This window comes from Kitasatospora cinereorecta (genome assembly GCF_024172095.1).
Lineage (GTDB): Bacteria > Actinomycetota > Actinomycetes > Streptomycetales > Streptomycetaceae > Kitasatospora > Kitasatospora cinereorecta.
This window is the reverse complement of sequence record NZ_JAMZDX010000009.1, coordinates 294,131-313,183: the sequence shown is the minus strand read 5'-3', so window position 1 is coordinate 313,183 and position 19,053 is coordinate 294,131. Positions and strand designations below refer to the sequence as shown.

General features: G+C 72.6%; 15 protein-coding genes. 6 read left to right on the top strand and 9 right to left on the bottom strand.

The features are described 5' to 3' along the window. Positions 1–347 precede the first annotated feature (347 nt). From FHR36_RS38780 to FHR36_RS38755, 6 genes are all read right to left on the bottom strand, one after another. Positions 348–959: a hypothetical protein gene (locus FHR36_RS38780; protein WP_253804966.1), complete on the bottom strand. Its 612-nt coding sequence runs from the start codon at positions 957–959 to the stop codon at positions 348–350. Positions 960–1,575: 616 nt separating this feature from the next. Further along, positions 1,576–3,474, bottom strand: a complete 1,899-nt coding sequence (locus FHR36_RS38775; RefSeq protein ID WP_253804965.1) for a serine/threonine-protein kinase — start codon at positions 3,472–3,474, stop codon at positions 1,576–1,578. Positions 3,475–3,664: 190 nt separating this feature from the next. Then, positions 3,665–3,970 (bottom strand): hypothetical protein, encoded by a 306-nt coding sequence (locus tag FHR36_RS38770; protein WP_253804964.1) that lies wholly within the window; start codon positions 3,968–3,970, stop codon positions 3,665–3,667. Between the two features lie 159 nt (positions 3,971–4,129). Then, positions 4,130–4,660 carry a hypothetical protein gene (locus FHR36_RS38765; protein WP_253804963.1) on the bottom strand — a complete coding sequence of 177 codons (531 nt, stop codon included), beginning with the start codon at positions 4,658–4,660 and terminating at the stop codon, positions 4,130–4,132. Positions 4,661–4,763: 103 nt separating this feature from the next. Further along, positions 4,764–5,336, bottom strand: a complete 573-nt coding sequence (locus FHR36_RS38760; protein ID WP_253804962.1) for a hypothetical protein — start codon at positions 5,334–5,336, stop codon at positions 4,764–4,766. 8 nt (positions 5,337–5,344) lie between these two features. Continuing rightward, on the bottom strand, positions 5,345–5,965 hold the full coding sequence (locus FHR36_RS38755; RefSeq protein WP_253804961.1) for a thioredoxin domain-containing protein: 621 nt from the start codon (positions 5,963–5,965) through the stop codon (positions 5,345–5,347). A 449-nt stretch (positions 5,966–6,414) separates the two neighbouring features. Here FHR36_RS38755 and FHR36_RS38750 point away from each other — a divergent pair, with 449 nt between their 5' ends. From FHR36_RS38750 to FHR36_RS38735, 4 genes are all read left to right on the top strand, one after another. Next, complete coding sequence (locus tag FHR36_RS38750) at positions 6,415–7,584, top strand: hypothetical protein (RefSeq protein WP_253804960.1); 1,170 nt, start codon at positions 6,415–6,417, stop codon at positions 7,582–7,584. Between the two features lie 995 nt (positions 7,585–8,579). Beyond that, positions 8,580–12,200 (top strand): WGR and DUF4132 domain-containing protein, encoded by a 3,621-nt coding sequence (locus tag FHR36_RS38745; RefSeq protein WP_253804959.1) that lies wholly within the window; start codon positions 8,580–8,582, stop codon positions 12,198–12,200. A 244-nt stretch (positions 12,201–12,444) separates the two neighbouring features. Continuing rightward, a complete protein-coding gene (locus tag FHR36_RS38740) occupies positions 12,445–12,987 on the top strand; it encodes a hypothetical protein (protein ID WP_253804958.1) in 543 nt (180 codons plus the stop codon). Between the two features lie 580 nt (positions 12,988–13,567). Beyond that, positions 13,568–14,239 (top strand): VC0807 family protein, encoded by a 672-nt coding sequence (locus FHR36_RS38735; RefSeq protein ID WP_253804957.1) that lies wholly within the window; start codon positions 13,568–13,570, stop codon positions 14,237–14,239. A gap of 684 nt (positions 14,240–14,923) precedes the next feature. On the opposite strand, the gene FHR36_RS38730 is transcribed toward FHR36_RS38735, so the two are convergent. Further along, entirely contained in the window at positions 14,924–15,166 is a 243-nt protein-coding gene (locus FHR36_RS38730) for a hypothetical protein (protein ID WP_253804956.1), read from the bottom strand. 440 nt (positions 15,167–15,606) lie between these two features. Between FHR36_RS38730 and FHR36_RS38725 the strand changes: the two genes are divergently transcribed. Both FHR36_RS38725 and FHR36_RS38720 read left to right on the top strand, forming a co-directional pair. After that, the gene (locus FHR36_RS38725; protein WP_253804955.1) at positions 15,607–16,026 is read left to right on the top strand and encodes a hypothetical protein; all 420 of its coding nucleotides are present in this window, start codon (positions 15,607–15,609) and stop codon (positions 16,024–16,026) included. A 361-nt stretch (positions 16,027–16,387) separates the two neighbouring features. Next, complete coding sequence (locus FHR36_RS38720) at positions 16,388–16,633, top strand: hypothetical protein (protein WP_253804954.1); 246 nt, start codon at positions 16,388–16,390, stop codon at positions 16,631–16,633. 222 nt (positions 16,634–16,855) lie between these two features. On the opposite strand, the gene FHR36_RS38715 is transcribed toward FHR36_RS38720, so the two are convergent. Both FHR36_RS38715 and FHR36_RS38710 read right to left on the bottom strand, forming a co-directional pair. Beyond that, entirely contained in the window at positions 16,856–17,860 is a 1,005-nt protein-coding gene (locus FHR36_RS38715) for a 3-oxoacyl-ACP synthase III family protein (protein WP_253804953.1), read from the bottom strand. Then, complete coding sequence (locus tag FHR36_RS38710) at positions 17,857–18,801, bottom strand: SDR family oxidoreductase (RefSeq protein ID WP_253804952.1); 945 nt, start codon at positions 18,799–18,801, stop codon at positions 17,857–17,859. Before FHR36_RS38710 ends, FHR36_RS38715 begins: the two co-directional genes overlap by 4 nt. Positions 18,802–19,053 lie beyond the last annotated feature (252 nt).

The following is a 19,053-nucleotide window of genomic DNA, read 5'->3' as shown; positions in this document are numbered from 1 at the left end:
CCGTCAGATGCTTCATCAGAAGATCGTGATTGTAATGCTGTTTGACGATGGCCTTGCCCGGGTGCCGAAGCGCAACAAGGGCCACCGGGAGCAGGGAGGGCAGCTCAAGTCAGTCACGACAGCACTTTGGCGGCCCTGATGGTACCCAGCAATTTCCCACTGAACGGCAGTGGTGCTGGCCCCGGTGCTCGCGAGCACTTCCAGACCCGGGCGCTCGCGGGATTTGCGGTGGCGATCTCCGGCCGCCCCCAAAACCGCAGCCCAGGCCTACTCGTCAACACCCCCTCTCGACCGGTGGCACCGCGAAGGAGGCTCACCGGGCCACGGCGGCTGTCGTCGCGCGGAGGTCAGGCCACTGCCGGCCCGGTGCTCGGACGGCGCGTCAGATAGGCGGTCTCCAGCTTCGACGCCCGGGTCCGCTTCCAGTCGAGCTCCCAGCCGAGCGGCGCGGCCAGCTCCTCGACGAGGCCGAAGCCGGCGCCGCGGTAGACGGGCGGGGTCAGTTCGAGTTGGTCGGACAGAACCGGCGCAGGCTCAAGCTGCTTGCCCTTGGCGGTGGCCTTGGTCTCGGCCTTCGCGCGGCTCTTCGCCTCAGCAGCGCGCTTCTTGTCTGCCCTCTCGCTGCCCTCGCGCAGCGCCTCCTGGACCCGCTTCGCCCAGGCGTCGCGACCGCCGTCGCGCTCCAGCCGGTACTGGCGACGGGTCAGCACGACATATCCGCCGATCCTGATCCGAGAGCCCCCGCCGCCACCGCCGAGTCCACCGACGTCACTGCCACCGGCCGCCGAGGCCCAGAGCAGCAGACCGACCACGGCGAGGATCAGTACGGACCCGACCAGCAAGTACGCCCACTGGAACCAGAACTGCCACCACAGCCCGCTACGTGAGCGCGGCGGCAGCGGCCCCGCCTCACTCTCGTCGGGCCGCAGCGATTCTGCGGGTATGTCGAACAGCCCCACGGCTCCCCCTGACTCAGCACTTCCGGACGATCGGCACACACCCTATCGGCGCGGGTGCGCCGCTGGAGCAGGTCCCGGTCGCGGCCTCCGGGCTCGTGGCGGGCCACACGATCCGGCACCCATCGGCTGTCCCTCGGCGGCCAGTCGCAGGCCGAAACCGAGACACCGCATCTGCTCAGTCAACACGGTGGGCGACGCACGAGGGGCATCCGTGGAGCACGCGGCCGAGCACCGACCTCCCCGCCCGACCCTCTCCCCCACCAGCCCTTACCGGGCCGTGGCCCGCTGCCCGGTGCCACCGGGCCACCGCGCGACGGACAACCACCACGCGGTCGGCGCGCGACTCCCGCCAGCCTATGGACAAATAGACTTTGAACTGCGGGAAAGGCCCTCTCCTGCGGCAGGGGCTGACGCAACCGGGAGTAGCAAACCCCGAGACACAACCGCAGAAGCAACCGACACGGTGGCCGGCGCGGCGGGGACATCCGCGGGTACGCAGGGGCACGTTGCTTGTCGTTCGCTGCGGGAAGCGCTCGTGCTGCGGCCGGTGTCGGAACCCGCCACTCATATGAAGCGCAGTCACAAGATGAGCCCCACCACCCGTGGCCGAGAGTCGTCACGCGGGCACGCGGAACAGCTGCCGGTTGTCGCCCTGCGCGCAGGGCGTGACGGTGAGCTGCCTCCCGGCGCCGTTGTCGGTCAGGCAGTTCTGACCGAGGTAGTCCTCGAGGTACGAGGCACCACCGCCCGCATCGACCACCTTCCAGTCCCACGCGTACGGGTAGGCGCTGCCCAGGGCCACCGTGCCCTCCCCGCTCCCGACGCCGACCTTCCCCAGACGGGGCGCGCCCGCCTTGCAGGCGCTGAACATGTCGACGCCGTCCGACGGACCGCGGACCCAGCCGTACGCGGTACGGCCGCCCATCACAACGGCGGTACCGTCGGCAAGGCTGTCGGCGGCCAGGCCGACCTTCAGACCGTCGCCCACGTTCACCAGGTATCCCCAGCGGCCGCCGCCGCAGTCGGCCGGATGTGACTCACCCGGAGAAGTGGTGGCAGGCGCAGGTGTGGGCGTCGCCGTGGTCCGGGTCTGGCCGGGACCCGGACCGGGGGCGGTCCCGCCGCCGCTGCCCCCGCCGACCGAAGCCCCCTGAGCCGCTCCGCCGCCGCTCGCGCCACCGACCGCCGTGTCACCGGCAGGGTTTGTGCCCGCACTCTGGCCGGCGTCCGCGCCCGCTCCGACCGAGGCCGTCGGCTGCCCGGACACCAGGGGCGACGCGGTGCCACTCCCGCCCGGTCCACCCGGTGACGCCGCTGCTCCCCCCGGCCCCACCCCCGACGCCGGTGCGGAAGCGCCCGCCCGCGGGCCCGATCCGTCGAAGCGGTACGGCAAGGTCTGGACCAACCACACCGTGCCCGCCCCGACGGAGATCACCACCGGCACGATCAGCGGCACCAGCACCCGCCGCCCGCGCCACCGCGATCGCTTCCCGTCCGGCGCCGTCGCCCCTACGGCTCCGCCGGGCTCGGCCTTCGGTTCGGCCGCGACCGGCGGAGGCACGGGCTCGACCGCGGACGCCGAGTCCGGCCCGACGGCCGGCACCTCCGCAGCCGCCGACGCCTCCGCGACCACCGGCGCGCCCAACCGCAGGGTCCGGTCCGATCCGCCGCCACCGGCGGCCAGCGCAGCCCGCGCCTCGGCCGCCATGACCGTGGCGTCCGGAAAACGGTCCACCGGCCGCTTGGCCAGTGCCTGCGCCACGAACTCCCGTACTGCCACCGAGAAGGAGTCCGGCAGCGGCGGCGCCGGCTCGCGTACGTGCTTGAGGACGACCTCCAGCACGGCGCCACCCGTGAACGGAGGCGCGCCGGTGAGCATCTCGAAGCAGACCACGCCCAGCGAGTACAGGTCGCAGGCGGCGGTGATCTCGCCGTTCTCCACCTGCTCCGGTGCGACGTACAGAGCCGTGCCCATCACGGCGTGGGTGGCGGTGATCCTGGTGCCCGAGGCGGACCGCGCGATGCCGAAGTCGGTGACGGCAATCCGGCCGTCCCGGCGCAGCATCAGGTTGGCCGGCTTCAGGTCGCGGTGCACCACGCCGGCCCGGTGAGCGGTGTGCAAGGCATCCGCCACCTGGGCGGCGAGCTCCAGCGTCTCCGCCACGGGCAGCGGCCCGCGCTCGGCGAGCACCTCGTTCAGCGGCCGACCGTCGATCAGCTCCATGACGATGTACGCCACCCGGCTGCCGGAACCGGTCTCGGTCTCGATCTCCGCCTCACCGTAGTCGTACACGTCCACGATGCCTGGGTGGCTCAGCCCGGCCACGATCGTCGCCTCGCGGCGGAACCGCCTGGCGAACCGCGGGTCGTCCAGCAGCGTCGGCAGCAGGATCTTCACCGCGACCCGCCGCTCCAGCACCCCGTCGGTGGCCTGCCAGACGTCGCCCATCGCACCGCCCCCGAGCCGCTCCACCAACGTGTAGCGCCCGCCGAGCACGGTCCCCTGCCCCCACATACCGCCCCCGCCGCGATCTCCGGCTGACACACCGTCAGTCGGACACGAAGTCTGCCAGATGTGCCACATGGCGCGGCATACGCTCGGACACCCCCGCCTCGACGCGGCCCACCCCGGCGTCGTACTGCTCGGCTTCGAACCATCGGTCCTGACTTCGATCCCCACGCGGTGAGCAGAGCATCAGGAGCCGTCAGCACGGCCCCTTCGGGGTCCGCAGCGGCGGCGAACCACGGAACCAGGTCACCGGCTCGGTGTCACCACGCGCGTTGGCCCGGACGGCGCCCCGTACGGCAGCCTCCCGGCCAGGCGACAGGCCGCGTTCGTCGGTTTCCACGCCGAGCTCCAGCAGGCCGTCCTCGTACAGGTCGTTGCAGAGCCGGCTGTGGAGCAGTCCGTGGTCGTGTAGCCGAGTACCTCCCAGCCGAGCTCGCGCCCCGTCCTCGGCCGCCTCCCGGACGGGCCTGCGGGCCCGCCTGTCGAGGCGCGCGAGCAGCACCCGTCCGTCCGTCCCGGCCGTGAGAATGTCGGCGACAAGCCACCGACATGGTCGGAGGTCGACGCCGGAACCCATCAACACCTGCAGCCGGCGCCGCTCCCTCCACCACCAGGGCCGGCGTGGTCGGCGCAAACCCGACGCTCACGGACTCCCGGAGCGCTACGGGGACCCGCCCAGCCGGCGCGGGCGGGGCTTCTTGAGGGTGCGGGAGGCGATCAGCAAGCCCGCGCCGACCACGGCGGCCCCCAGCAGGGCGCCCCCGGTCGGGAGGGCCGCGCCACTCCCCCAGATCCAGGCGTCGCCGTGGACGTAGCGGGCGCGCACCGAGTCCGGATGCTCGCCCCCGCACCACCAGGGCTTGTCCGACCGGCTGCCCTTGCACGAGTTCGGCGTCAGGTACGCATCACCCGAACCGCCCCTCAGCTCGACGCCCTCAACCTCCGGCCCGCCGTTGTCGGGGCGGAAGTCGCCGTAGCAGTGGTGGGTCGTGCCGCTGCCGCCGTGATCGGTGGAGTACGCGCGATCCTGGCAGCTCGTCACCTTCAGCGTGCCGCGCTCGCCCACCAGCCCGGCGCCGGCCAGCGTCTCGGACCCGAAGTGCACGAGCGCCCAGAGCCCGACCGCCACCACGTTCAGCGCGACGTACAGCAGACCGATCCGCCGCGCAGTGCCCCCGCCCTCAGCCCCCATCCGTCCACGGTAGACGCCGGAGGTGACACCTGTCAGCCCGCCCGGAAACCCATAGAACCCGCCGGATTCCGCTGCATTCGATCCCGGCGGGCCTGGTCGGCGATCAGCGCAGTCGGACCGGGATGACCAGTCCCGAGACCGGGAGCAGGCAGGTTGTGGTGCTGCACGCGCCGTACGACACGACGACCTGGGCGTCGGGCGACCCGGTACGGGCGACCGGCATCGTGAGCGTGACCGGCCCGTCGGGGTAGACGGGCAGTGCTCCGGCCACCCCGGGAATGTTCAGTTGTCGGACCGGCTGGTCGGACGTCGGGGCCGCGGTGGCGCGCAGCCCGCCCTTCACCGCGAGCTCCGTCGGTACGCCCACCCCGTCGATGCCGTCGACCGGCAGGCCGATGCTGTAGAGGTGGAAGCCGGGCCGCTCCGGCCGGAACGTGGCCCGGACCGCGTCGGCCGAGACCACCACGGTCACCTGCACGCCGTTCTGGGCCGCGCCGGCGGTGGCCTGGTCGGAGGTGGCGGGGTCAGAGGTGGCGGGGTCGGAAGCGGCGCGGCCAGCGGACGGCGAGCGTTCGCGGGAGCACCCGGTCACGGGCGCTGTCGCGCAGAGGAGCAGTACTGCCGCGGCCATCAGCCGTGCGGCGGTGCGGCCCGATGAGACGTTCGAAGCAGGCATGACGGGCATCACAGGTGGGGCTTCAGGAAACCGATGATCACGCTCGGGCTGTTCGGCTGGTCGTTGTCGAACAGGCCGTCATCGGTGTTCGCCACGAGGTCGCCCTGCGCAGACAGGAGGACCAGGCCCGGCAGACCGGTCTTGTTCAGGTGGAGCCGGTAGGCCACCGCGATGTCCGTGTTGGTCCACGCCGACCTGGGCCCGGTGTCGACCCGCACGCGGTGTACCGACCCGAGCAGCGCCCGGACCTTGGGATCCTGGAACGACTGCTCGAGCTCCTTGCAGGCAGGGCACCAGGTGGCGCCGAAGTCGAGGAGGACCGGCTTGTGATCGACTGCCGCCTGCTTCAGGGCCTCGTCGATGTCCCGCCATGCGCCCCGAGTCGGGTCGAACTCCGGCGGAAGGTTGATCCTCGCTGCGCTGGGGCTGGGCGAGGGTATCGCGGGGCTCGGGGTCGCCTCCGGTGCCGCGGTGGTCACCAGCGGTGTCGCCGTGGTCACCGGTGGCGGGGCGGCCACCGGCCCGACGGGCTTACCGGAGCCACTGGTTGAGCATGCCGTGGCAGCCAGGGAGACCACCGTGGCCACGAGACCGAGTCGCGCGGACAATCCGGCGGCGCGCTTGGGCATGAATGAGTCCCTCCACGAAGATCACCAGGGGGACTGGAATATAGCCGATGCTGCAAGGCGGCGCGGACCGAGCCCTGGCAGGGTGTTCATCAGTACGGCCGCAGCAGCCGACTGGCTGGTCGTAACGCCGCGATGCCCCCGGCCGCCCGCCCGGAACCCGGCCCGACCCGTCCGGCAGCACGCGGCCGATCGGTTCGCGCCGGCCATCGAGGACGCGCGAGGAGCCGACCTGACCACATACCCGCAGGGCGAGGTTCCGCAGCGGCCTCGCATCGCCCGCCCCGCCGACGCCGAGGCCGTGATCACTCTCCATCGACCCCTCGGCGAGGTCCTCGATACGCGAGAGCAGTTCGAAAACGCCACAGCCGAAGCCACTGCCAGGGCCCGCCGGAAATTCGCTCGCCCGTTGTCCCACTCGTGGACAGAATCAGCAGATGGACCTCCCCCTGGTGCTGGCCGCTGTCGAGCGCGGAGACGACATCGCGGCGCTCGAACTCCTGAGTGACGCCACCGCAGACGAGCTCGCCGGCGACGACGCCGTGACCGTGCTCGCCGCCGCCTCGAGGGCCGGACGCCACGAGGTCGTCAACTGGTTGGTCGTGTGGGACGTCGATGTGACCCGCCCCTGGGCCAGCGGTGTCGATCCCGTGACGTGGGCAGCCGAGAGCGGTATGTACCTGGTCCTGCGAGCCCTGCTGTCCCGCAGCCGCGACCCGCTGAGCAGCGACAGCCCGCATCGGCGAGCGCTTCGTGCGGCGCAGGACGCAATCGCCACCGGAGTCGGCCCCGGAATCGATCCGCCTCCCGCTCATCGGGCGATCATCACCGACCTGGAGGCCGAACTCGGCATCCACCGCTCACCGGACGAACTGATGGCCCGCGCCCTCGTCCACGCCGACCCCGACCACGACGACTGGTTCGCCTCGGTCTTCCATCTGGGAAGCCGGACCGACCGGGCGACCTTCGACTGGGCACTCGAGGCCGCCCAGGACGCGCACTGCCCTGATCGCAGGCGCTTCGGGCTCGACACGATGAACTTCCTGGCAATCGGGTTCAGCCTCGACATCGATCAGGACGACGACGCCGAACTCCCGTTCAGGCGTGAGGCGGAAGAGTTCCTCCGCCCGCTGCTGGAAAGCGAGCAGGATCCCCGCTCCCTCGCGATCGTCATCGCCTCCTTCACCTCCTACTGCTCCGACGATGCGATCGCGGCGATCCTGGTCCACGCCGAGCACTCGGATCCACGTGTCCGGGCGTGTGTCTCCACGATCCTCCACCTCAACACCGACAGGTATCAGGAAGCCCTCGCCGCCCTGATGCGCCTGGCTGAGGACCCCATACCCGTGACCAGGGCGAAGGCGCTCCACAGGCTCGCCATGTCCGACGTCGACACCCCGGCGCTGAGTGCCGTCTTTGCCGCGCACCTGGCGGACCCGTACTTCGATGCCAGGATCGAGGCCGCCGCCGGGCTCGCCCTGCGCGACGACGAGCGCGGCCGAGCAGTCCTCGACGACATCCGCTCCGGCATCAGGAACAGCCGCAGCCAGGGTTGGGGCCGCCTCTCCGACATCGACCACATGCTGCGTGTGCGCGCCGGAGCAGCGGGCCGGGGCAGCTGACGACAGAGCAGCCCACGGACCCTGGCCGCCACCACCGTCAGGGGTCAGGTGGGGCCGCACCGATGGGCGGCTGCCCGTGCCGGGAAGGTGGGGCTGGGCAGCCGCGCACGTGTGGGCTGCCCCGGGTCGCGGGCGTGACTCGACCGGGCCTGTCCATCACCCTCCGGCACCCGACCGGCCGGCCGCTGCTCAGGCCGACGGCGACACCGACTTCTCCGGACTCACTTCGCTGAGCCATCGGACCGGGCCGACGACTCGGACACTGTGAGCCGGAATTCGCAGCTGGGGACGGTCACGACGTCCGCCAGGGTGAACTCCACGATCGCGGATCGGCGTCCCACAGGCTCCGGGAAGGTCCACCGCGCCGTGGGCGGGACATCGGCGCTGCTCCCACTGCCCGCCGCCGCCGCGCAGGCGGAGGTCGCCCCGCCGAGGGCGGGCCTGGTGCCTTGTCAGCGCAGACCAGGCCGTGCCCCACCCGGCCGACAGGAAGTGCCCGCCACACGGCGCAGCCGACCTGGCAGCAAGCAGCCAAGGGCGCAACCATCCTGACCACGTCAGGCCGGACAGGGACGGCGCAGAATCGGGCTGCCACGCCAGGAGGCCCCCGCCCGGCACCGGCACCGGCACCAAAAGCCGGCGACGATGTCCCGGACTGCCCCGAGCCGTTGTCGGCGCACCCGAACACCGCCGTCGAGCAGACCAAGCCGGCAACCCCGGGGCGGCCGAGAACTCAGCGGGCGACCGGCATTGCCACCGAACCCGACATCTGCTCACGCCCTTTGCCCGGACGAACGCAGCAGCGGGTGGCCCTCCAGCGGTACGCCCGTACTGCCGGTGACGACACCGCCCGACCCGGGACAACTGGTGCCGGACAGACAGGGACGACGGGGCGGGGCGGGGCCAGGAACGCCGCCCGGACAGGGCGTCAGCGGACTGTCCGAGGCGATCGCTAGGGTTTCGGCGTTGATCACCCACGGCGTGGAGGAGGAACGGTGCGGCGCTGGGAGCTGGTCGGGGACGGTTCGGCGAAGTTCTGGGAGGCGGCGGCCGAGGGCGCCCTGGTGCGGGTCCGGTACGGGCGGATCGGCACTCCCGGCCGCGAGCAGCTCAAGGAGCTGGCCTCGGACGAGGCGGCCAGGGCGCACCTCGCCAGGCTGGTCGCGGAGAAGCAGCGCAAGGGTTACATCGAGACCGGTCCGCAGATTGCGCAGGCTTCCCCCGAGCCGACGGCAGAGACGGCTGCGCCGCCGGTCGAGGAGCCTGCCGGGCTGCCCGACGAGCACTCCTTCGTACTGCCCGCCGAGTGGCGTACCAAGGTCCTTCCCCGTCGCTCCGGCACCGCCGTGCCCGCCGGCACGTCGGCCGCGCCCGCCGTCCGGGAGCTCGGGCCGGCCGAACTCGCCGACGAGCAGCACTGGATCGCCCAGGTACTCACCGCGCCGGCCTCCGACCCCGAGCTGGTGCGCGCCGCGCAGTCCTACCTGGCCGGCGAGCCGGACGCGCTCGGCGCGGCCGCGGTGGCGAGCATGCTGTTCGCCGGGATGGGGGACACCTTCCTGAAGCGGTCGCCGATCGCCGACCGGTGGATCGCCCAGCACGGGCCGGCCTTCGCCGCCCGGGCGACGGTGCACACGTTCGAGGTAGCGACCACCTACCAGCAGACCGGCTACCACCGTACCGATGTGATGGTGCGCCGACACGTCCCCCAGGGGTACCAGTACAGCAGCACCCGGCACTACGAGCGCGGTCTGGCAGCCCGGGTCCGCGCCCTGCTCGCCGTCACCGACGAGGCTTCCTACCGGGAGGTGGTGGAGGCGCTCGCGGTGTGCCGGACCACTCCCGAGCGTCGGGTCGTCGCCGCCTTCCTCGCCCCGGGAACGCCGGGCTGGGCGGACGACTGCCTGGCGGACGAGCCCTACGGCGACGGCGGCCCGTGGATGCGGACGATGCTGATGCAGGCGCTGGACGATCCCGCCCAGCTGCTCCGCCTCGGCCCCTCGCCCGAGATCCTCTGGAACGCGTGGACGGTGGACTTGTTCGCCACCCTCGCCGACGCGCTCGGGCCGGCCTGCGCCCGGCTGTTGGGCGAGGCGCTCAGGCGGGGCTACGGCTCCGACCACACGCGGGCCATCACCGACGCGGCGACGGTGTTCCCCACCGACGACGCCTTCCGCTTCCTGCTCTCCGCCCTGGACGACAAGCACTCCCGGCCCGCATTGCAGAAGGCCATGACCCGGTATCCGGTCCGGGCCGTCCGGCTGCTCGCCGCGGCCGCAGCCGACTCCGGCAAGAACGCGCCCGCCGCCCGGCAGCTGCTCGACAGCCATGTCCGGCTGCACCGCACCCACCTGCCCGAGATCCTGCCGCAACTCGACTCCTCCACGGCGGGGTTGGTCCGCGCCCTGGACGCCGCCGCCGAGCGGATCGCCGAGGCCTCCGCGGATGCGCTGCCGCCGCTGCTGGTGTCGCCGCCGTGGACCCGCAGGCGCACCTCTCGCATGCCGCGCGTGCTGAGCGGCCTGCAGCCGGACAGCGCCTCGGCGCTGCTCTGGGACGACGGCGAGCAGGAACGCTGGGCCCGCACAGAGTTCACCGGCTACCAGTACCCGCCGGACACCGACTGGGCGGTCACCGCCGAGCAGGCGCTCAACGGGAGCCAGGGCCTCTGGTACGCCTGTCGGCTGCTCGCTCAGGGACCGATGGGTGTGCTCTCCCCGTACGTGGAGAATTGGCAGCCGGACGACCTGTGGAACGGGCTGGAGCACCTGCGCCCTGTCCTCGCCAAGTATGGCTCGGCGGCGGTGCCGATGGCGGTCTTCGCCGCCCGGTCGCAGCCGGCGAACCTGGCGCCGCTCTTGCTGCCGGTGCTGGACATCACCGCGGCACGGGTGATGGCGGACGGCCTGGTCCGGCTCAAGTCGGTGCAGCCGACCGCGCGTTCGTGGTTCGCCCGACACGGCATACCGGCCGCGCTGCTGCTGGTGCCGGACGCGGTGGGTCCGGACGGTCCGGGCCGCCGGGCGGCCGAGCAGGCGCTGCGGGTGGTCGCCGCAGCCGAGGGCGCCGAGTCCGTACGGGCCGCCGCGGCCGACCGCTACGGCGCGGAGGCGGCCGGGATCGTCGCCGAGGCGCTGGGCGCGGATCCGTTGGAGACCGCGCTGCCTGCCCGGATGCCGGTGCTGCCCGCCTGGCTGCGACCCGCCGTCCTGCCGCAGCTGCTGCTCGCCTCCGGCGAGGCGCTGCCGGACAGCGCTACCGAGCATGTGCTGATGATGCTGGCCCTGTCGAAGCCGGGCGCCCCGTACCCGGGCCTCGCCGTGGCCATCGACGCGTGCCGGGCCGACTCACTGGCGGCATTCGGCTGGGCGCTGTTCGAGCAGTGGCGGCAGGCCGCGATGCCCGCCAAGGAGAGCTGGGTGCTGCCCGCCCTCGGGGTGCTGGGCGACGACGGGACGGTCCGCCGGCTCACCCCCATCGTCCGCGACTGGCCGGGCGAGGGCGCCCACCACCGCGCGGTGGAGGGGCTGGGCGTCCTGGCCGAGATCGGCACCGACGTCGCGCTGCTCCATCTGCACACAATCGCCCAGCGGGTGAAGTTCAAGGCACTGAAGCTGCGCGCCCAGGAGAAGATCGCCGAGGTCGCGAAGGGGCTGGGGCTGACCGGAGACCAACTGTCCGACCGGCTGGTGCCCGATCTCGGCCTGGACGCCGACGGCACCACGGTCGTCGACTACGGTCCGCGCCGGTTCACCGTGGGCTTCGACGAGCAGCTGCGACCGTACGTGCTGGACGCCGATGGCAAACGGCGCAAGGACCTGCCGGCGCCGGGTGTCCGCGACGACCAGGAGCTGGCCCCGGCGGAGCGCAAGCGGTTCGCCGCGCTGAAGAAGGACGTCCGCGCGGTGGCCACCGACCAGATCCGCCGACTGGAGACGGCGATGGTCTCCGGCCGGTCCTGGTCAGCGGCGGAGTTCGACGAGCTGTTCCTGCGCCACCCGCTGGTCTGGCACCTGGCGCGCCGTCTGGTCTGGCTGGCGGATGCGGCCGGCGCACCGACCACCGCTTTCCGGGTCGCCGAGGACCGCACCTTCGCCGACGCCTCCGACCAGGAGTACGCCCTCCCCGAGGGTGCGAGCGTGCGCCTGGCCCACCCGCTGCACCTCGGCGCCGAACTGTCGGCCTGGTCGGAGCTGTTCGCGGACTACGAGATCCTGCAGCCCTTCCCGCAGCTCGGCCGCCCGGTGCACCGACTGACGGCGCGGGACGCCGCCGCCAACCGGCTGCCGCGCTACGAGGGCGTCACCGTCCCGGTGGGCCGACTGCTCGGCATGACCAAGAAGGGCTGGGAGCGCGGCGCACCTCAGGACGCGGGTATCGAGCGCTGGTTCTCCAAGCGAATAGCCGACGGCTGCCACCTGGTGATCCAGCTCGACGAGGGCATCTGGGTGGGCGTGGTCAGCGAGTTCCCCGACCAGACCTTCGAGACCGTCTGGCTGGACACCGCCCCCGGCGACCACTGGTCGAGCCGTGAGTACCCGCTGCGCTTCGGCGACCTCGACCCCGTCGCCGTCTCCGAGCTCCTCGCCGACCTCGAGGAGATGACGGCCTTGTGATCCCCCTCGGGGAGCGTCCGCTCCAGTGTCCCGGCAGCGGTACCGACGGCGCCGGCGCGGTCGGCTGTGCCGCCGGGGCCGCGGCCCCGGCCCGGCCGTACTCCAGGCGGCCGGGCTGGGACCGCGGCCGGAAAACCGGGCGGTGACCGAGGTAGTGATGACGTGCCAGCAGCCGGTTACCGTACGATCCACCCAGCAGTGCTGTCTTCGAGGCTGTCAGGGGCAAGCGCTACGGTCCGTGGCCGTGGACGCTTCCGATCTTGACTACCGGGCCCGGACGCGGTCCGGATGCATCCCGCCGGAGCTCGCCTCGCGGCTGCTCGAACGAGGCCATGTAGACGTCGTGGAGGTGCAGGCGCGGCGCGGGGAATGGTTCTGCGCGCTCGCATGGGCGCGGTTGGCGGGTGCGCAGGGCCGGCAGGCCGACGCATTGGGGGTTCTCGCCCCGTACCTGGCGACCGGCTGGTGGAGGGCCGTCGTAGCCACCGCCGAGCTGTTGGAGGGCTGGGGCCGGATCGAGGAAGCGATCGTCCACGCCCGGAACCATCCCGGAGGTGCCGACTCCTACGCGGCCTCCGCCATCGCCCGGCTGCTCGCCGACGCCGGGCGCGCCGAGGAGGCCGTCACCGTCCTCCGGCAGCACGGCCACACCGACAGTCGCGCCCTGGCCGGCTACCTCATCGACCTCGGCCGCATCGACGACGCCCTGGCGGTCCTCCAACGGCCCAGGCCCCGGAGGCCCACTGCCCTGGCCTACGGCCCGTGGCACGACGGTCGCCCGTTCTGAGCTGCCCGGTAGCGGCCTGCGGGCCGTCCACCCCCGTGCATCCGCGGGGCGACCCGGTGTACGACGCGCAGGCCGCCGCAGCGGAGTCGGCCCGCACCGATCCGGTGAGGGCAGTGGAGGAGTCACCCGCACCCTCCTCGCCAGAGCCGCCTCGATCAGCCGGATTGCATCGTCCGGGCATCCGCGAGCCGCCGGACGCGGCCTAAGGTTTGACCGCTGTTCAGCAAGGAAGTAGCTACCTGTGCAGGTAGCAGGGGCGGTCGCGGCATGCAGCGATCGACGGGATCGATCGCACGCCGCGGCCGATCATCGCGGCCGCCGTCCAGGTGCCGGCCGAGAGCGACTACGGACGGACGAGGGCGGCTCACCACCTGGATCGAGGAACCAATTCGGCGGGCCGGCCAACAGATCGGGCAGTTCCGGGCGTTCGACATCACCCTCGTATCACTCACCCTGGAGTCCGCGATCGTACGTATGACACAGCCGCCCTGTCCGAGCGTAGGCGACCGCGTCCGTGAGATCACCACCCTGGCCCTTCTCGCGACCCGGAGGATGTCATGACCACCCGGAGGTGCCGGCGGTGACGACCCCCGAGGCACAGCCGCGGCCGAGCGGGCGACGTCTGCTGCTCGGTGTCGTGTGGGACGTCGCGGTCCCGATCGCGTTGTACTACGGCCTGCGCGCCGCCGGCGTCAGCGTCTTCGTCGCGCTGCTGGCCGGCGCCTTCCTGCCGGCACTCACCACGGTGGTGCAGTGGCTGCGCACGCGCAGCCTGGAGGGCATGGCGGGATTCGTCGCCGGGACCATGCTGCTGGGCGTTGCAGCCGCGCTGGTCAGCGGCAGCCCCCGGTTCCTGCTGGCCAAGGACGGTTGGCTGACCGGCGTGGCCGGGCTCTGGTTCCTGATCTCGATCAGGGCCAGGCGCCCGCTGCTCTTCCACGGCGGCCGCCCCCTGCTGGAGGGTCGGTTCCGCTCCGACGGCACCTCCTGGGACGTGTTGTGGGAACGCGAGCCGGCCTTCCGGCGGATCTGGCGGGTCTCGACCGCGATCTGGGGCGTGGCGATGCTGATCGACGCCGCCGCGCGGGTCGTGATGGCCTACTGTCTGCCGGTGGACCTGGTGCCCGGCCTCGGCGCTCTGCTCTGGCCGGTCACGCTGCTGCTGTTGCAGGTGGTGAACGGCGTCTACTACGAGGTGGCCGGGCTCTGGCGGCTGACCTCCGGCGCGGCCGCGCGCCCGGCGGACGGCTGAGCGCCCGCCGACCCCACTCCCACCCACGCCAGGAGCCCGCAGACCTGGCCCCCAGGGCCCCAGGACACATTCCGCACCGGACAGCCCCTCGCTGAGGCACGGTGGGAACAGCCTCGGGAGCGTTGCCGGCGTACAGCAGGTCGGGGTCGGCCACGCCCAGCGAGACGGTGTTCACGGTGCTGCCGCATCCTCCAAGTTCCGTGGCGGCGACAGCGGTGACCTGCTCGACAGCACCGTTGCCGACCGCGTGCAACCGTGCCGCGGCATCCCGTACGGTCGCCACCACGTCCACCGCGACGCCCTCGACGGTGGCATGGTTGAACACCACCGGCGGCACTGTCCGCAGCACAGCACTCCCCTGGTCGCGCCTCTGCGGGCGCTCCACTCACAACCGGTCCCGGACCCGAGGGCGGCGAGCGCGTGCAGGCGAATGCTGGGAGAACGGGGCACCCGCCGGGCTGGCATGCCGCACGGTAGTCGGCCGGGGTGAGGCGGCCCTGCCGAGCGGCCGGGGACGGGCGGTCCGACAGGTCTGGCACCGTTCGCGTGGTGGCCTCGATGAGGCTGCGGCTCGTCCCGGTCCACCGTCGGTTTCGGCGCGGGCCCGCCGCCCCCGCCGGTGGTCCGGGACGGAGGCGGCGGACAGCCGTCCGAGCGAAGCTGCTCGGTGCCGGACGGCGGTTCCTACCAGAGGGTCCAGCCCTGCCAGCCGCCGTCCTGGGAGCTGCCGTTGCAGGGGTAGCCGCGCATCAGGTCGTGGTTGCCGTCGCCGGAGTCGTCCAGGCAGCGGCCCGTGTTCTGGTTGCGGAACACGTACTCGTTCCCGGCCGTCAAGGCGCTGGCGGTGCCACTGGTGGCGGCGATGCCGGTGAGCGCGAGCGCCCCGGCGACCACGCCCTGGACGGCGCGCTTGGCGATGGTGCGCATGATGAGGTACCTCCTTGCATGGACGGGGCGCCCGGTCGGGCCGGGCACTCCCCGTGCGTGGACTCGGCGGGGCCGGGTGGTGCACCCCGCGGACACGGACGACCTCGGCTCTCGGAGCCCGTCCTCGTCCGGCACAGCCACGCTGCCAGGAGGCGCTTACGCCGCACTCACACGCGACTTACACCTCGTGTGCGCGCTCTGGTGCACGCATCGTCACGTCGTCGTCGAGAGCCGGACAGGCCACTCGAGGGCCACTCGGAGACTCTCGGAAATCTCCGAACCAGCCTGCAACCTCCCACCGGGACGGACGTCTGTACGGGTGAAGGGCGACGGCAAGCGAGACCGGCAGGAACCGGGGGGCGCCACCGCCGGACCCGGCACGAGGGGGCCGGGCGGCCTTCAACCGCATCGTCAGCACCAAGACCTCGGGGGGTCACACCATGCGCACGTCCGTTATCACCTTATCCGCGAAGAATGCCCGCCTGTTCGCCGCCGTCACCGTCACCGCCGCGCTCGCGGGCGGCGTCCAGTTCCTCACCACCGGCCCCGCCTGGGCGTACGAGGGCCCCTACAAGGCGGCCAACCCGATCATCTCGATCGAGGCCCAGCAGCGGCACCAAACCGGTGCTCCGACCGCGGACTTCGCCCAAGCCCGGCCGCTCACGCCGGCCGCCGGCTCGAGCACCGAGACCGGGGCGGAGTTCGCCAACGCCGGCAGGCCGGCGTCCGAGGCGTCCTCCCCGACCCTCGCCCTGCCTGACGCCGTCTCCGCCGGCCTGCTCGCCGCATCAAGCGTCGCCCTTCCCGCCCTCGGCATCGGCCTCCTGACCGCCGTCCGACGCCGACGCACCCAGCGCTGAACCACCCGCAGACCGGCGCCCGACGAAGCCACCCGAGCGAGCGCCGTTCCGGCGCAGTACTCTGCCGGGGCTCCGAGAAGGCGAGGGAAGGCGAGGGAAGGCCGGCACCCCTGGGGTGCCGGCCTTCACCATTCGGACCACACCGGTGTCCGGTACCGCTTCGGCAGTCTTCCGACTGAACGACCGATCCCGTCGGGGCGGGATGTCTGCTGAGAATCGGCATGCTCACCCCTCCCCCTACGGTACGCACAGAGAGCACATATCACGCCATATCACCGCCCGAAAAGTGCCGTTACCCGGGGCGGCCGGATCGTGTTGGTACTTACCAAATGATCTGTCACCTCCCGAGAGGAAGGCACCCGTGCCCCAGCGCACCGGCCCCGTGACCGCACTTGCCGCAGTCGCCGCATTCGCCCTGGTGTCGACCGCTCCCCTCGCCCACGCGGCTCCCTTGACGGAGCCCTCGACCACCGGCGTGTGCGACAAGGCCGACGGCTCCACCACCGAGTACAAGAGCAAGGACGGCTATTCGAAGATCAACGCCCGGTTCTGCGTGCAGGTCACCACGGCCGCAGACGGCACACGCACGGTGGCGAGCAGTCACTGACCGCCGCACCCGAGCTGCTCGGCGAAGCGCTGCTCCTCTGAGCGCCGCCGCTCAGTACGCCAACCGCACCCGGGAGCCGGGCGGGCAGGTGCGGCGTGGCGAGGCGTTCGGGACCTCGCCGGCATGAGGGCGCACCGTCCGCCGGTCCCCTCGTCCGCCCAGCCGTTGCTCCGGACGCCCATGCCGTACCGGCTGCGAAACGCGATCACGCCGGCCGGTTGCTCACCACCGGATCAGCATCACACCCGCGCTGGCGCCGCTGGCCAGTCCGAACAGGGCAATCTCGGCGCCGGGGGCGAGGCGTCCCTGCTCTGCGGCGAGGGCCAGTTGCAGCGGCAGGCTCGCCGCGGCGGCGTTCCCGACCGTCGGGAAGGTGGTGACCACCTGGCCCGCCTCGACGCCCATCCGACGGCAGAACGTGTCCGCGAACGGCACCGACGGCTGGTGGACGCCCACCAGGTCCAACGCTCCGACGTCCGCACGCTGCTCGTTGAGCCGCTCCTTGAGCCACAGCCGCACCGGCTCGTCCAGACCGAGGAACGAGGCGAGCAGCCGGTCGGAGTCGACGTGCAGACCCCGAGGCCGGTGAGGGGCGTGCTGCGGGTCGAACAGCGTCGCCGCCGGCCAGCCGGCCGAGTTGGCCCAGAACGCCGACGCCCTGATGCCCGGTACTTCGGAGGCCTCCACCAGCACGGCCGCCCCCACGTCCGCCCCCGTCAGCGACGTCAGGCCCGTGCGCAGCGTGGCACGGGTGAGGTGCCAGCGGGACAGGCGGGAGAGGGTCTCGCCGCAGGTGATGAGGACGCGGTGGTGCCGGCCGGTGCGGATGAGGGCGTCGGCCACCTGGAGGGCGTTGAGGACGCCGTTGCAGGCGTTGGAGACGTCGAAGGCGGGGCAGGCGAGGCGGGTCTTGGCGGCCACGATGTGGGCGTTGGCGGGTTCGCGGACGTCCGCGCTGACGGCGGCGAACAGCAGCAGGTCGATGTCGGCGGGGTCGAGGCCGGCCTGGCGGAGGAGAGTGGTCGCGGCGCGGGCGGCGAGGTCGGAGGGCAGGTCGTCAGGGCGGGCGAGGGTGCGTTCGCGCAGGCCGAAGGTCCGTTCGATGAGGCCGTCGGGGATGCGCAGCCCGGGGCTGTGGCGGCGCAGCCGTTCCTCGATCTGGTGGGTGTTCTGGCGGTCGTCGGGCAGGTGGACGGTGGCATGGGTGATGCGGCTGTAGCCGGTCACGGGCGGGCGCCTTCCGTCGGCGACGCGACGCCGGGGGCGGCGGCGGTGCCCGTGGTCTCGGGCCCCGGCGGGCGGACCGCCGTACCGCCGTCAGGGCTGCCCGGGTGCGGGCCGGGGGTCGGGGTGCGGGGCAGGCCGCACACGGCGTGCTTGAGCAGGTCGGTCACGCGCAGCGGGAGGACGCCGTGGAGGGGCACGAGCAGGCGGGCGTCACGGCCGACGGTGTACCGGGGCCGCGGGCGGGTGGCGGTCAGGCACTTCTCGACGGTGCGGGCGACGGGCTCGGGGCCGGGTACGTGGCGGTCTACGGCGTTGAACAGCGCGGCGGTGCGGTCGTAGCCCGGGGCGTCGGGGGTACGGGCTGCGGTGAGGTCGGCGAGGGCGGTGGTGAGCATCGGGGTGGCGAACGCGCCGGGCTCCACCAGGCACACCCGCACGCCCAGGTGGGCGGCTTCGACGCGCAGGCAGTGGGTGAGCGCCGACAGGCCGTGCTTGGCGGCGCTGTACCAGCCGCCCATCGGCCACGGCACCCGGCCCAGCCCGGAGGAGATGTTGACGATCCGTCCGCCGCCCTGGCGGTGCATCGCGGGCAGAACCAGGCGGCACAGGCGCGCCGCGCCGAGGAGGTTCACCTCCAGCACGTGGCGGGCCTGCTCGTCGCCGACATCGGCCACGGCCCCGGCCTGCGGCACACCGGCGTTGTTCACCAGCGCCCACAGCCCGCCCGCAGCCATCTCCCCGGCCTGGTCCACCGCCCGCCGGCACGAGGCCGGATCGGCAACGTCCAGGACCACGGTGCGCAGCCGTACCCCCGCCTGCTCGGCCTGTGCCACCAGCGCGGCCGCCTTCACCGGATCCCGCGCCCCGGCGATCACGTCCCACCCCCGGGACGCCAGGCGCAGGACCGTGACCCGGCCGATCCCCCCGGTCGCGCCGGTCACCAGCACACCACGCCCGCGGCCTCCCGCAGCACCGCTCCTGCTCCTTGCACCGCTCGTACTGCTCTTTCCGCTCTTCACGATCCGCTTCTCGCCTTCCCTGGGGCCACGCCGCGCGGCCCCAGGCGGCACAACGACCGCTCCCCGCCACAGGATGCGCAGCCGGACGAGGCGGCCCCGGACCCGACCCATCACCCGGAACGTCCGGGACCGCCCCCGCTGAACGTGCCGTTCCCGTCCGGGAGATCGGCATCA

Excerpts from the sequence above, each read along its gene's own strand:
- FHR36_RS38765 (WP_253804963.1), bottom strand. The coding sequence starts at position 4,660 with ATGGGGGCTGAGGGCGGGGGCACTGCGCGGCGGATCGGTCTGCTGTAC.
- FHR36_RS38725 (WP_253804955.1), top strand. The coding sequence starts at position 15,607 with ATGCGCACGTCCGTTATCACCTTATCCGCGAAGAATGCCCGCCTGTTC.
- FHR36_RS38760 (WP_253804962.1), bottom strand. The coding sequence starts at position 5,336 with ATGCCTGCTTCGAACGTCTCATCGGGCCGCACCGCCGCACGGCTGATG.
- FHR36_RS38755 (WP_253804961.1), bottom strand. The coding sequence starts at position 5,965 with ATGCCCAAGCGCGCCGCCGGATTGTCCGCGCGACTCGGTCTCGTGGCC.
- FHR36_RS38775 (WP_253804965.1), bottom strand. The coding sequence starts at position 3,474 with ATGTGGGGGCAGGGGACCGTGCTCGGCGGGCGCTACACGTTGGTGGAG.
- FHR36_RS38730 (WP_253804956.1), bottom strand. The coding sequence starts at position 15,166 with ATGCGCACCATCGCCAAGCGCGCCGTCCAGGGCGTGGTCGCCGGGGCG.